Raw genomic sequence first — 14858 nt, forward strand, 5'->3', positions numbered from 1 at the left:
TTGAAAAGGACTATTCTTAATAGAAAACTAGTTTAAGTTAACTCTAGGACGTAGGAAGCAGACTGAAGAATTTCTTTTGAGTGGTCTGCACAAAGGACGGAGTGACCATCATTTACTAGTTGTTTTAAGATTTTAACCAGGGCTTGAATTCCTTTTTTGTCTAGTTGAGAAGAGGGTTTATCTAGAAGGTACAGGGAGGGGGCAACATTTTTTTTGCAAAGAGTCTTTGCTATTTCTATTAAATATCTTTCACCCTTGGACAGAGAGGATAACTTTTTTTCTAGTGGCAGATAATCTATCTGTAGTTCCTTCATTATTTGAATCTGAGCAACTAATTTCTTCAAGAAAGGGAACGTTTCTGAGAGGACATATGCTGGGAGTCGTAGAATTTCACCGAAATGTTTTTCCTGATAGAAGACGCTTAAACTTATGGGGTTTAACATAAATCCGTGGCACTCTGGGCAGCGGATTTCTTCCTGAGACAATGATGTTTGTTGAGAATGTAGTTTGCCTGTCCCAAAACATGATGAGCACATACCCTTTTTAGTATTTGAGCTAAAAGAAGATGGAGAAAGATTGTGGGCAATAGATTTTGGGAGTGATGCAAAAAACTTTCGCAATAGAGGAGATAGATCCAAATAAGTTCCTACATCAGATCTTGTGTAAGATCGATCTATATGTGAATCTAGGAAGATTAAGTGTTTAATCTTGCTAGAAGGGAGGGTTAGCAAATTTTTGCCTGTTTTAAGAAATCCATCGCGCAACAAAGCACTGGGTTCAGCGTTTGCAGATCCCGTTATACAAGCCAGAGTATTCAGGGGAGCTTTATAGGAAGTTTCTGTTTTTTTCCCTATGGTTACCTCTTCTGTTATAATCCATTCTTGGAAAGTATTTTTCGATGGTTTTAGAGGAGAAGGAGTAGCAGAAGTTGGGGATTGGCTGAGAGGGCATAAATATCCTCCTTCAGGACCAGAAAGAGGTCCCAGGTGGATATTATGATCGGCAAAAACAGTCAGTTGGTTATTTCTATCTGTCGCTATAATGGTGTTACGCAAAGTTTTTAATCGGGTGAAAAGTTCTACAAGTTTTGGAAGCTCTCGAGGATAAAGATAAGAGGCTGGAGACTCTAAGATATAAATAATATTTGATAAGAAATTACTTGTTTTAGAAACGATGTAAGCAAAATACAGTTCACTAGTACAGAGAGTGTCTAAAGAACGAATTAAAGACAGATGCGATAAGCCTAACATTTTGATGGAAGAAAGAATGCTAGTTAGCTTTTGTTTGATGGGTAAAAGCACAGAAGATAGAGTTGGAGAGTAGAGTGTGGGATCAAAAAATGATTCCAGATTTGCGAAGGAATTATTCATGAGATCTAGCAAAGATGAGCCCTCTACTTTAATGGAAAGAGAAAAAGAATTTAAGCCTGTTCCAGAGCATTCTGTGCATAGTTTCTTTGATAGAAAATGTTTTAAAAAGAACCACTCTTCTTCCGAATTATCTCGTAATTTTTGGGAAAGGAGGGTTTCTATTCCGGGATAACTTTCAGAACCTTTTAACAATCTTTCTATTTCTTTAGAGGAGAATTGTTTGATTTTTTCTGTAAAAGACAATCCAAGGTTCAGGATGGCTTGCTCGTCTTCTTTTAAATTAGTTTTTTGAGGAAAGAAATAGGTGAAAAGTTCTTTGGGAGACATTTGAGATAATTTGTCTTTATGTAAAGACAAGTCGAATGTTTTTAAGAAACCCTTTCCTAAGCATTTCTTACATGAGCTTAAGGGGTTTTCTTCAGAAAACGTTTCTGAAGAAATTTTAGGGAATGTTGTTCCTAAGTGGTTTTGAAGGCCTTTGCGAGCTTGCTGAATGGATTTAGTATTCTCTTTATCTGATATCAGAAAGATACATTTGTCTCCTGATAAATCGAATGCTAAAGAAAATGCTTGTGAAATTTTACTTTTGTTCTTTTCTGCAATCAACAGATGATTGATAACAGCTCCAGCTTCTTGTAAGTCTTTGAGCGGGAAGTTATCGATATCGAAAATTTGTTTGTTTCCAAAAAATTTTACGTACCCCATTCTTTGTTTTTCTTGGAACTCTTCTTTGATGTTATCTGATGTGAATGGAGCTACTATTGTCACATAATTTCCATTTGCTTTAGCAAGAAGGTCTTCAGTCAAAGATTCTTCGTGGACATCTTTTAAGGGGTTTTGTGTTTCCGGATCTGTTGGTACTCCTACGGAGATAAAGATTAGTTTGAGAAGATCATAGATGCCCACAATTTTGGCCAGAGATTTATTGGCTGGAGAGTTTTGAGAGCTGATGGCGTTTTTTTCGAAGATCTTCATATCTTCAGAAGATAGCGCCACAACAGGAGAAAGATTGTGAACTTTTCCACCTTCGCTATGCGATGCTTTTGGTAATAAAGGAGCTAAATAAGAAGGGAGTAGATCAGAATAATTAAGCATTCCTTCTGAGAATATCGTGCCAAAGGCCAAAGAATTTTTACCAGAAGCTATAGGACCTGATATTACGTTGAATGCATTTCTCTTGATAGTGACGTCAATGTTTTTGAGGTTATTTTTATTAGCTTGGATAATTTCAATGTCTGGTAACTCTGGAGCAGAGTGTCTTTGGGAAGAGTGATGTAGGGGTAGAAGATTTGTCGAGGATAGAAAAGGTTGTAGAAATCTACCTGTTTGAGAAGAAGTTTTTATAAGCTCTTCGGGGGTGCATTCATGAAGAATATATCCACCTTCAGGACCTCCAACGGGGCCTAAATCTATAACAAGGTCGCTCATTTTAATGACATGAGCGTTGTGCTCAACGACAACCACTGTATGTCCCAACTCTGTAAACGCATAAAGAATTTTTAGTAAGTCTTTTATATCTTGTGTGTGCAACCCTGTTGTGGGCTCGTCTAATACATAAAGAGTAGGTTTTTTCATTCGTTTAAACGAATGAAGCTCTGCTGCTAATTTTAATCTTTGACATTCTCCCTCCGATAAGGTGGATAAGGGTCGACCCAATTGCAAATGATCCAATCCTATTTGAGTTAATGAAAGAATTTTTTCATGAATAGTTGGATAATCTTGAAAAAACGTTTCGGCTTCTAAGGCAGTCATATCCAAAATATCAGCAATATTTTTTCCTCTGAAAGAAACAGACAATACTTTGGGAGAAAAGCGCTTCCCTTTACATGCGGAGCATGGTACAGCGTATTCTTCACAAGATTCAGAAATTTGTATTTCGCCTAAACCAGAGCATGATGAACAAAGATGTTCGGGATCAGGAGTATTGAAGCTGAAGGAAGATTTTGTTAATCCGAACTGATTAGCCAAAGGTTGTTCTGCAAATAAATCCCTTATAAGATTGAAAACACCTATGTAGGTGGCGGGAACTGAACGTTTATTTTTTCCGGGGGCTTTTTGATTAATGCTGATTACATTAGAAAAAATTTCTTTGCCGTAGACTTTGATTTTGGAGTGTTCAGAGTTTAGTGGATAGCCGTTTAAGCAAGCTTCCATAATAGGGACTAACGTATCATTAATAAGAGAAGATTTTCCTGATCCAGAAACTCCTGTTATGGAGATGAAGAGTCCTTTAGGAATATTTAAGGTGACATTTTTGAGATTGTTCGTGGAGATATTTTCTATCCGCAAGCATTCTGAACTAGTTCTTCGTTTCTTTGGAATTTCTATCACAGCTTCCTTTCTGAGGAATTTAGCCGTCATGGAATCAGATTTCTTTAGAAAATCCTCAGGAGTTCCGTTAAATAGGATATTTCCTCCAAAGGATCCGGCTTTGGGGCCGATATCGATGATTCTGTCTGCAAAGGACAAAGAGTGATCGTAATGATCGACAAGAATGATAGTGTTGCCTTTTTGCTTGAGCTCTTGGATGCAAAGAGACAATTTCTCGGTATCTAATGGATGTAGTCCTATTGAGGGTTCGTCTAAAACATAAATAATGCCTACGGGGCCAAAGCTAATTTGTTTTGCTAGCATTGTTCTTCTTGCTTCCCCTCCAGATAACGATTGCATGGGTCGATCGCAGGAGAGGTAGCCCAATCCCAAGCGGTTCATCAAGGAAATTTTGTTTTCAAGGTTTTGAATAATTTCTTGAGAAAAAATTTTTTCTGTCGGACTCATAGACAGATTTTTCAAATGCTCAGAAAGAGAAGCTATGGGCATAGAAAGAGTTTCTGCAAAAGTTTTTCCTCCTAGGGTAACATTTGAGATCCATGGGTGGTAGCCATTCCCTTGGCATGTAGGGCATTTCGAGATGGTGAGGTAGGGTGAAAGTTTGCTTTTGACTTGTTTGGAAGAAGATAAGATAAATCTTTCTGCCAGTTCGGGAATAACGCCCTTCCATCGGATATAAGATTTTTTGCCAAATAGATTGATTTCTAAGTACTTATTTGGATCGCCGTGTAAGAAAACCTTCTTGGCTACTTTGTCCAACTGTTTCCAAGGTGTTTTCAGTGAGAAATTATAGTTTTTTGCCAAGGCGTCATAGACAGCCTGATAGTAAGCAGTTTGATATTTACCTGCGGGGATACAAGCATTCTCGGAAATACTGAGTTCTTCGTTAATGGAAGTTTGGGGGTTTAGTTGCACTAGGCTCCCTAACCCAAGGCATTTAGGGCATCGCCCCTTTTCTGTTTTGTTAGAAAAATCTTGAGGAGATAAAGGGAAAGAGAGTTCTTCGGGTAGGTTTGGGGTTAATGATAATTTTTGCTCTTCGTGATTAGGCTGGGCAAGAAAGCAAATACCGTGGCCTTCATCGAAGGCTTTAAATAAGGAAGAGGCTATTCTGGATGCATTGGATGGTTTGACAGATATTGTGTCGACGACAAGGTTAAGATGAGATAGCTGTTTTATTTTAGAAGAATTTTGAAGATCGTAAAGGGACATGAGTTGTCCATCATAGAGAATTTTAGAAAAGCCTTTTTGGATAAGGGTTGTAAGAGTTTCTGGAGAAAGATTTTTAGGGTTGAGGGAAATTCTTAACTGAATTTTAGTGTTTTCAGGAAGAGCTAGGATATTTTTTAAAAATTTTTCTTTGGATCCAAACACCACGGGCTGCTTTGTGTTTGGGTCTCTGATGATGCCAAGAAGAGAAAAAAGTGTTTTTAAATATTCCGTAATTTTCGTTGTGGTTCCCACTGTAGAATAAGGATTGGTGCTCTTTATTGAGTGTCGGTGAATGGCGATTGTTGGAGTGAGCCCTTTAATATCATCAGCCTCGGGAGCTTGTGGTAGTTGGAAATGTTCTGAAAGATTAAATGTTGAAGCGTATTGTCTATGTCCAGAAGCAAAGATGGTATCGAAAGCTAGAGAAGACTTCCCTGATCCAGAGGGGCCGGTAAGTAAAACTATTTCTCCGAAGTAAAAATAAGCAGAAGCATTTTTCAGGTTTCGTACTCTGACATTAATTAATTCTACAATATGATTTTGCTGCATGATAGCGTATTTAAAATGTTGGTTGCTTAACAGAGATGCTTTTGGCAATTAATTATTAAGGAAAGGTTTGTTTTTAGAAAAAGTTTTTATTTCTTTTTATAGGTTTGTTTTTGAACGATTTTTTGTTTTTTTTTTTGGTCTGGAGCGTATACTGCCTCTTTAACCCCCCGTGGTTTTTGTTAACTAGGCTTTATTTTTTGGTGGGAATAGGCGCTAATGATTACACGAACAAAAGTTGTTTGCACTATAGGTCCAAGGACATCCAGTGAAGAGATGTTAAATGCTTTATTAGATGCTGGGATGAACATTGCTCGGTTAAACTTTAGTCATGGATCCCATGAGGAACATGCTAAAGTCATTACTAGATTGCAGACCCTTCGTCAAGAAAGAGGAGTTCCTTTAGCTATCATGTTGGATACTAAAGGGCCGGAGATCCGGATAGGAAAGATTCGTCACGGAGCTATGAATATTTCCAAAGGACAAAAGCTTTCTTTAGTAGCTAGGGAATTAGAGGGCGATGAGCAGGGAGTGTCGTTATACCCAGCGTCGGTGATTTCTCATATTTCTCCTGGGGTAGAGATTCTTGTAGATGACGGTTATATCCACGCTAAGGTAACCAAGATTATTGAGGATGGATTAGAAATAGAATTTACCGTTAATGGAACTTTAAAATCCCACAAGTCCGTAAGTATAAGGGGTGTAGATGTCGATCTGCCTTTCATGACTGATAAAGACCGTGAAGACCTTAGATTTGGCATAGAACAAGGGGTAGATTTTGTGGCAGCCTCCTTTGTTCGTTATCCTGAAGATGTTAAGAGTATGAAGAAGTTTTTGGCTGAGAATGGAAGACCGGATATGCCTATCATAGCCAAGATTGAAAACCAATCTGGAGTGCAAAACTTTAATCAGATAGCTGATGTTGCTGATGGCATCATGATTGCTAGAGGTGATTTAGGTATAGAGTTGTCTGTGGTCGAAGTTCCTGTTTTGCAGAAGCGTATGGCAAAAATTGCCAGAGACAAAGGGCGTTTTTGTATTATTGCTACGCAAATGTTAGAATCTATGATCCATAATCTATTGCCGACAAGGGCAGAAGTTTCTGACATAGCAAATGCTATATATGATGGAGCTTCAGCTGTGATGCTTTCCGGAGAGACAGCTTCAGGAAATTATCCTATAGAAGCAGTGAATATTATGAAGGCTGTTATTTCTAAGACTGAAGGCAACATAAGTTGTGATGAATTTTCTCAATGTGATGATGGGGCCTGCATTTTAAATGTTTCTTCTGGACTAAAGGCTTTAGGATCCTCTGTTGTTTCTATCGTTAAGCGAGCAAAAGTAAGGGCAATTGTTGTTTACACGGAGAATGGGGTATCGCCTGTGTTTTTGGCTAAATACCGTTCAGAAATACCTGTCTTGGCAGTAACAACTTCTTCCTCTTTGTACCATAGGCTTTCTGCAGAATGGGGAGTATATCCAATGCTGACGGGAGAATCCAACAGGACTGTGTGGAGGAGACAAGCATGTCTTTATGGTTTGGAACAAAGGTTCTTTTCAGAAGATGATCGTATTTTGGTTTTAAGCCGTAGCTCCGGAAGCAGAGAAACAAATATGTTGGCAATAGCCTCGGTAAAAGACATTATCAGAGGAGAGTAATTTTTTCCGCGAAGAGATTTGTTTCGACTTATTTAAGAAAACTTTCTGTTAGAGAAAAAAGTTCTTTGGTGGTCTTTTTTGCTAAGGGGAAAGCGTGGTTTGTTCCTGTTTTTTTTAGGTGTCTTCGGAGAGCTTTGTTATTTGTGCAGTCGAATACAGCTTCGAACGTATTGGGAATGGAAAAAATCTCAGAGCTGTCTTTTAGAAGAGATATTTTCGTTTCTGGGTGCTTGGAGGTTATGTCTGCTATTAGTTGTCTAGAATGGGCGTCTTCTGCAGCAACGGATATGTCCGCACCTTTAAATATTGTAATCCATCGGCTAAGAACCACTTCTCTTTCTTTTGAAAAGTTTTCATCGAGCAATATAAGGATGCGGCTAAAGGAGAATTTTTTCTTAAGGGAAGACGGAAGTTTTTTTTTCCAACGTTTATGTAGCCACATCCACTGCTCTGGTCGATGTCGAATACCAATTTCTAGGAAACGCATCAATTTATCCATAAGAGCAGAACAAGCTTCTTTAGGAGACAGATCTTTGTCTATAAAAAACGGGGGGGAAGGGCGAAGTACATAACCGTGTTTTTCCCTAGATACGGCTACAGCTATGATTGGAGCAGAGGTTCTGTGAGCTAATATTGCTGGTGATATGGTTGTCCATGCCTCGCTTCCGAATAAAGGATAAGAATATGTCGACATAAGCAAAGCTTGATCTCCGACAATACCTACTAAGTTGCCTTGGTGTAAAGCTTTCAAACATTTGCTGATACCATCTTTGGGAGATGAGATCTTTCCTTTGTGCAATTCTCGTAATTTACAGATTTTTTTATCAAGGAGCTGATTTTTGACTGTTTTCGCCAAGGCTAGTCCAGGATAATCCTTGGTAATAAAAAGAAATGGGAGTTCCCAGTTGGCTTGATGCCCGCAGAATGCGATAAGCCCTTCTTTCTTTGCAAGTCTTTGATAAATACTCTCTAATTCGAGGTCTGAAATAATTGTGGCGGGAAAAGTAGGGTCTCTTTTGGATTCTGTTTCTATGTGAATAAGGTTATTGATTTTTTTAGCTATTCTTTCTACGGAAAGAATTTCTAATAAAGTAATTCCGAGGTGAGCAAAAGATTTCTGGGCAATCTGTTGCCTCTCTGCAAAAGTTTTCTCTGGATACGCTAGAGCAAGGTTTCTTAGTGCAGTATTTCTATAATCTTTAAGGCTTATGTAAGCAATTCGACCTAGTAACTTACCTGTGAGATGTATGAATGAAATAGGAAAACATTTGAGTATGTGAATGATGGCGGAGACAGAGAGGTAAAGAGGTAATTCTGCCAGAATGCGTCGAAGATGTTTTGTTTTTGATTGACGACTCTTGCTCATTTGAATTCCGGGGAGTTTCGGCGTGAATTTGTTCTAAATCGTTCGGGAAAATTTATTCCATGATTTGATGCAAGCTATAGCCAGAGATAGAGAAATTAGAGCAGACGCTAGAAGGAGTGCTATAACTAGGTATGATGATTGCACGCCAAAGAAGGGGGAAGGTAGAGTGATTATTTCTGCTGCTGCCAAGCTTATCAGAGAAACCGATGTTAGAAAAATAATAGACATTAAGGTGGATGCTGCTAACGTTATAGCTTCTCTTTTTTTATGGCTTCGATCGAAAGGAGAACAGGTTATTGTAAGCAAGCAGTTAGTCGAAGCCGAAATACAATCTGTACAGCACATGTGCTTGTCCTTGAGGGTTCAATGTTGCTCTAGAGTTATACCAGAGGGTTTTTTTAAAGGAATATCATTTTTCATTAGTGATAGCTTTTGTTCTGTAATAATCACTTTGTTTTCTTTAACTTTTGCAGACAGGGAAAGAGGTTTACCGCTGTCATTGAAGAGAGTTATTTTCCTTAAGTATTCTCGAAATCTGTGTCGAATCTGTTGCTCGTCAGCTTGTCTCAGAATTTCGTTTTCATAAGTTTCGTGTTCTATGGTAGTTTTTACAAAAGTGTTCTCTAGAGTCTTCTCATCGATAAACTCGATGGCACAGTTGGCCTGGGAGCTAGGTTGCTGAGAAGGAATAACCACGACGGCTACTGAAAGATTATCTTTAACGACATCAAGGAATAGTCTGCTAACATCTTTGACGTATAAAGGAATATTTAGTACGGGGATGCCGTTTTTTTGAGAAACAGCTTTGGTAGGTAGGATGGAATAGTCTAGAGGGTTTATGGAAGCACTATATTTGACTGGGAAAAAAAGAAATATAGGTAATTTTGCGTCTAGAGGCATTAGCTCTTGTTTCAGAAACAATATTCTTAAAAAATCAGCCTTAGGATCATTTAAAGTAATAAGAGTATTATCTCCAAAGGGAACGGAAATTTTTTTCCAACTATCAGGGACCTTGAAAACAACCTCGTCGTGGTGATTTTGTTCTATATAGTTTTTATCTAACTCTTCTGCAGAGACTTTATTCAAATTTAAAGTTAGTTCCAACCCTTGTTCTTTTAATGCAGCAATTTGTTCTTGAGGCCCGCTGATTTTTTGATTTAAATATTTAGGCCATACATCAAGATATTCGTAGCCTCTGGGAGGATTCCCTGTTGGAGGCATGATAGTGACAGTAATGTCTTCTGTTATAAATTTTGTTAGGTTGATAAAGACATCCGAAGCAACAACAGAGGTTACTTGTTTTCTTATGTCTACATTTTGATTTAGACTTACAAGATTGTGCTTATCAATAGAAGCTATCCAACTTTCTCTATGTCCAGAAGCATCGATCACTACTTCAAGATCATTAGGACGTAAATCTTGGACAACGATTTTGTTTCCTGTAATAGTGATAGTTATTCGTTTTTTTAATAATCCTGTGGGAAGCAAGCCTACGACAGTTTGTTCTGGGAGTAAGCCTATAATACGAATAGGGATGTTGGTAAGCGTTTTAGAGACCGTTGTGGTTTGATTAACGAGGAACCAAATGCTAACAGCAAATACTAGAGAAACGAGTTTTCTTGGCCAATTTTTTACGAATAAAGAAAATAAAAACGATTTCATTAGAAAGAAAGCCATGATTTATAAGATTTATTTCTATTTTTATTTGCTGCGAATAAACTCCTTAATACAGCCTTAAATCGATCCATCTTTACTCCTCTGGTTAGAAGCCCGTCCCTAGACAAAGAAACGTTTCCATTTTCTTCGGAAACAGTAATGATCAAGGCATCCGTTTTTTGGCTGGCCCCTAAGGCTGCTCTGTGCCTAGTCCCCATTGTCCTAGAGAGTTGCGCCGTATCTTGGGCCAGAGGTAAAATTACCCTAGCGTAAGCAATAACCTCTCCTCGTATAATAACTGCGCCGTCGTGCAAAGGTGAAGTAGGTTCAAAGATAGATTTGAGCAATTCCTCAGAAAAATCAGCATTCAGTGCAACGGAAGATAGATTGAGGTATTCGTTGAGAGAGTCTTTGTTTTCCAGTACGATAAGAGCGCCAATTTGTCTTTCGGAAAAATAGTAAACAGTATTGGTAATTTGTTCGATAAAATGGTCTTTGGCATTTAGATTATACTTTCTTCCTCGGATGCGTATTCGAGAAAGAGCTAGTCTAATTTCAGGTTGGAAAATAATAAAGACGGCTACAGCGGCGATATTCACTACATTAAGCATTAACTTGTTTATAACAGGAAGATTTAGTCTGTCAGAAAGAACGAATAGGAACAAAAAGAATAAAAAGCCAAAGACCACATCCATGGCTCTTGTTCCCCAGAAAAATTTCAAGAGGTAGTGTAAGAACGCCCAAATCAAAACAATTTCGGCAAGAGGAATTAAATGGGAAGCATCCATAACAGACAAAACTACACGCGTGCTCTTCTTTTGTTTTTAATATCGCCCCCTTCCATTAGGGATCTTTAGAGAAAGAATCTTTCTAAGAATTTAGCCGCAGCATACAGAAGATACCCTTAAGGTGAAAGAATTTTTATTTATTTTTAGATAGAAATAGATAGTTGACTTGTTTAGCTTTGATAAAGATGATCAGAATGACCCTTGTTTATAGAATAAAATAGATTTGTTTTGTAATTACAAATGAGGGGAAAAGGGTTTATATAGACTTGAGAGTAAGATTTCGTTCGTGTATGGTAAACTTTTTTTAATCTTTTAGACAGAATTGATTTATGGATGCTTTGCTTTTGTCTCGAATTCAATTTGGTTTGTTCGTGGGTTTTCATTATCTCTTTGTTCCGTTAAGTCTGGGATTAGGAGGTATGTTGGTTATTATGCAGGGGCTATTTTTAAAAACTGGCTTGGAAGTATATCGCAGGCTTACTTACTTTTGGGTTAAGATTTTTTCTTTACTGTTTGTTGTTGGAGTCGTCACTGGGTTAATGCAGATCTTTTCGTTCGGATCTAATTGGGCCAGATTTTCTACCTATGTGGGCAATGTTTTTGGAACGCTTCTTGGAAGTGAAGGTGTTTTCGCCTTTTTTTTGGAATCTGGTTTTCTTGGTGTTTTGGTCTTTGGCAGAGGCAAGGTTTCTGAGAAAATGTATTTTTTCTCCACATGTATGGTGGCATTAGGTGCTCATATGAGCGCTTTTTGGATCATAGCGGCTAATTCTTGGATGCAGACACCTTCAGGGTACAAGATGGCTATTGTTAATGGACAAGAGGTTCCGGTGATAGAGTCGTTCTGGAAAGCTGTTTTTTCTCCTTCCTTCTTAGACAGATTTACCCATGCCACCTTGGGGGCTTGGTTATCCGGATGTTTTCTTGTATTAAGCATTTCCGCTTACTATCTATGGAAAAAAAGACATTTAGAGTTTGCTGTTAAGGGTTTGAAAGTAAGCTCTATAACAGCTGTAATTTTGCTGGTCTTGCAGTTGTGGTCAGGAGATACCACTGCGCGACACCTAGCCGTTAATCAGCCAGCAAAATTGGCTGCCTTTGAAGGAGTTTTTAAAACTAAGGAAAGAACGCCTATATGGTTATTCGGATACGTTGATGTAGAAAACGAAAAAGTTCATGGAGTGGCCATTCCTGGAGCTTTATCTTTACTGGTTCACAGGAACATCAATACTCCGGTAACCGGATTGGACGCTTTCAGTAAAGAAGATATTCCAAATGTTCAAGTAGTATTTCAATTGTATCATTTAATGATAGCTCTTTGGGGCGTGATGTTTCTTCTTGCCATTACTGGTATCGCAGCATACAAAGGAAAAAGGTGGGCTCAATCAAACTTTTTCTTTAGGCTTTTATCCTTTTCCGTGTTGATACCGGCTATCTGTAATGAGGTTGGCTGGGCAGCTGCGGAGATAGGAAGACAACCTTGGATTGTGCAAGGTTTGATGAGAGTCAAAGACGCGACCTCGTTATTTGTTAATCGAGGACAAGTTATCCAATCCTTGGTTCTTTTTAGTATTATTTTTTGCTTATTATTTGGTTTATTTACGACTTTACTTTTGAAAAAAATTTCAGAGGGACCTGAACAAGAATAAGCTGAAAGAAATTAGAGTTTAGAGGTTATCAAATGCTAAGTACGTTTTCTTCTGGAGTTTTTTCTTCTCTTTTTTCTGAGAATACGCTTGCAGTTCTTTGGTATGTCATATTGGCTGTGGCTGTGTTCGCCTACTCTTTAGGAGAAGGCTTTGATTTAGGTGTCAGTTCCATATATTTTTTGTCAAAAACGGAAGAGGACAGAAGAAAGCTTCTGAACTCTATAGGGCCTGTTTGGGACGGGAATGAAGTCTGGTTAATTATTGTTATTGCGGGGATGTTTGCTGGCTTTCCCAGTGCCTATGCATTATTGTTGTCTATATTCTACATGCCCATGTGGAGCTTTGTGACTATGTTAATTCTCAGAGGAGTATCTTTGGAGTTTCGTAGTAAAAGTGAATCAAAAAGGTGGAAGAAGTTTTGGGATTGTTCCTTTGCTTTTTCTGGTTCATTAATAGCATTTTTCTTAGGTGCTTTTCTTGGAAATTTATTAATGGGGTTGCCTATAGCTCCAGATATTTCTTATGCAGAAATATCTTGGTCTCTTTTCTTTCGCCCTTACGCAGTATTATGTGGATTATTGGTAGTCTCCGCATATTCTATTCATGGGGCCTGCTTTTCTTTAATTAAAGTAGATGGAGAGTTGGAGCAGCGGATTTCTCAAAAAATGTCTCAGCTAGTGTCTATATTTTTGGTTCTTCAGCTCACTGTAGTTGTAGTAACTACTTTAAAGTTAAAGGAACTTCTTTTCGGAGCAGGCTATCCTGTTATGATTGGCTGTGTTTTAGCTAGTTGTTTGGCTTTGGTTGCTTCTGTCAAAAAAGTTAGAATAGCTAAGTATCGCCAGGCTTTCTTTTTTTCTGTTTGCAACCTTGTTTGTTTAGTTGTTTCTAGTAGTGTAATGCTTTTTCCTAATTTATTGCGTTCTTTAGTGTCTCCAGAGCATTCCCTCACTGTTTACAACAGCGCAGTAGAAGCAAAGACGTTGAAGGTGCTTCTTCTTATTGTTTTAATAGGGCTGCCTTTTGTTATTGCTTATGCTGTTTACATATATCGAGTGTTTCGAGGTAAAACTGATTTCAAATCCATATATTGAAAGAGCTTTGTTTAGAAATTGTTTCTAGAGAGCTGTTAGAGGTTCTACATAAAACCTTCTGAATGTAAAATATTTATTTTATTTTTAGAGGGTTTTATGTTCTGTCGGTGTTTCATCGTCTTCTTTATTGCGTTAATAGGTTTTTTTCGGGAAGTTTCAGGAGAAGTATTCTGGGAGGATAATGTATGTGATGAGGAAGAGTGTATTCTTTCTTCAGAGAGTACAAATAGCGATAAAGCTAGCATTGTAGATTTAGGGGGGAGGCTTCTGGTTGTTTGGGAAGAAGACTGTTCAGTTAAAAGGCTTGTGGCAAAGGAATACGTGGGGGGAATATGGAAAGATCTAATGTTGCCTTTTAAGAGCGAAAAAAGTTCGCATAGCAATCCTATATTAGCCAAAATTTCTTCAAAGGAGATTATATTGTTTTATGAAAAACAGAGGGAGGGCTCTTCCCACTCTTGTGCTAAGATTTCGTCTAGTGGAGGGCGTTTATGGGGAGAGGAGAAAATTTTGCCTCCAGGAATTTTAGGCTCAATGAGGAATGCTCCATTAGTGAAAAGATCTTTAGGAATGATGTATCTGCCCGTTTATGCTTGTTACCCCTATTCCAAAAAATTAACAACAACGACCTCTGTTTGGTTAGAAGTAGTGGATATCAAACTCAGAAAATGGAAGGGGAAAAGAGGCCCAGTATATTCCACAAGCTTTGATAAACAACCTAAAGAACCGTCTCTAGTATCTCTTGGCGATGATAGTTTGTTACTAGTATGTCGTAATCATGCGGGTTCGAGTTACGATACAGGAGCAAGCATTTTATTTTCTCGATCTTTTGATGAAGGCAAAAGCTGGTCTGAAGTAGAAACGAGTCCATGGCCTAATCCAGACACTTCTGTTACCGCTGTTTATGGGATGAATACTTTGTTTGTCTTTGCAAATAACTCGCTTATTGGACCCCAAAACCTATCTTGTTTTTCTATTTCTGATATAGAAACTCAATGGAATGAGGTAAAGGAGATAGAAAAAGGGTTCTCGGAAAATCCTTCAGCTGTTTTAACCTCAGATGGTTATGTGCACATAGTGTATACGGTCAAAATCAATGGTAAAAAGAGGATAAAATATAAAAAGCTCTCATCTCGTGCTTTAATTTCTGGAGACGCTGTGTTCGTTAGCGAAATCTTCGATTAGTC

9 protein-coding genes are annotated in these 14858 nt (G+C 38.1%); 4 read left to right on the plus strand and 5 right to left on the minus strand.

What is annotated here, in order from left to right:
* Positions 1-32: 32 nt before the first annotated feature.
* Complete coding sequence (gene uvrA / locus KJA58_RS00780; protein ID WP_213357576.1) at positions 33-5462, minus strand: excinuclease ABC subunit UvrA; 5430 nt, start codon at positions 5460-5462, stop codon at positions 33-35.
* A 216-nt stretch (positions 5463-5678) separates the two neighbouring features.
* On the opposite strand from uvrA, the gene pyk reads away from it, so the two are divergent.
* Complete coding sequence (gene pyk, locus KJA58_RS00785; RefSeq protein WP_213357577.1) at positions 5679-7118, plus strand: pyruvate kinase; 1440 nt, start codon at positions 5679-5681, stop codon at positions 7116-7118.
* A gap of 28 nt (positions 7119-7146) precedes the next feature.
* On the opposite strand, the gene KJA58_RS00790 is transcribed toward pyk, so the two are convergent.
* The 4 genes from KJA58_RS00790 to cdaA are packed head-to-tail and all read right to left on the minus strand — an operon-like array spanning position 7147 to position 10928.
* Positions 7147-8484, minus strand: coding sequence for an LpxL/LpxP family acyltransferase (locus KJA58_RS00790; RefSeq protein WP_213357578.1), 1338 nt, complete (start codon positions 8482-8484; stop codon positions 7147-7149).
* Between the two features lie 33 nt (positions 8485-8517).
* A complete protein-coding gene (locus KJA58_RS00795) occupies positions 8518-8829 on the minus strand; it encodes a hypothetical protein (RefSeq protein ID WP_213357579.1) in 312 nt (103 codons plus the stop codon).
* Positions 8830-8847: 18 nt separating this feature from the next.
* Entirely contained in the window at positions 8848-10146 is a 1299-nt protein-coding gene (locus KJA58_RS00800) for a CdaR family protein (protein ID WP_425513808.1), read from the minus strand.
* Entirely contained in the window at positions 10146-10928 is a 783-nt protein-coding gene (cdaA, locus tag KJA58_RS00805; protein ID WP_213357580.1) for a diadenylate cyclase CdaA, read from the minus strand. Before cdaA ends, KJA58_RS00800 begins: the two co-directional genes overlap by 1 nt.
* 329 nt (positions 10929-11257) lie before the next feature.
* On the opposite strand from cdaA, the gene KJA58_RS00810 reads away from it, so the two are divergent.
* The 3 genes from KJA58_RS00810 to KJA58_RS00820 all read left to right on the plus strand — a co-directional run bounded on the left by KJA58_RS00810 (position 11258) and on the right by KJA58_RS00820 (position 14856).
* Positions 11258-12577: a cytochrome ubiquinol oxidase subunit I gene (locus tag KJA58_RS00810; protein WP_213357581.1), complete on the plus strand. Its 1320-nt coding sequence runs from the start codon at positions 11258-11260 to the stop codon at positions 12575-12577.
* 32 nt (positions 12578-12609) lie between these two features.
* Positions 12610-13671 carry a cytochrome d ubiquinol oxidase subunit II gene (gene cydB, locus KJA58_RS00815; protein ID WP_213357582.1) on the plus strand — a complete coding sequence of 354 codons (1062 nt, stop codon included), beginning with the start codon at positions 12610-12612 and terminating at the stop codon, positions 13669-13671.
* 96 nt (positions 13672-13767) lie between these two features.
* Positions 13768-14856, plus strand: a complete 1089-nt coding sequence (locus KJA58_RS00820; protein WP_213357583.1) for an exo-alpha-sialidase — start codon at positions 13768-13770, stop codon at positions 14854-14856.
* Positions 14857-14858: the final 2 nt, after the last annotated feature.

Origin of the sequence: Chlamydiifrater phoenicopteri (genome assembly GCF_902807005.1) — a bacterium.
GTDB classification, from domain to species: domain Bacteria; phylum Chlamydiota; class Chlamydiia; order Chlamydiales; family Chlamydiaceae; genus Chlamydiifrater; species Chlamydiifrater phoenicopteri.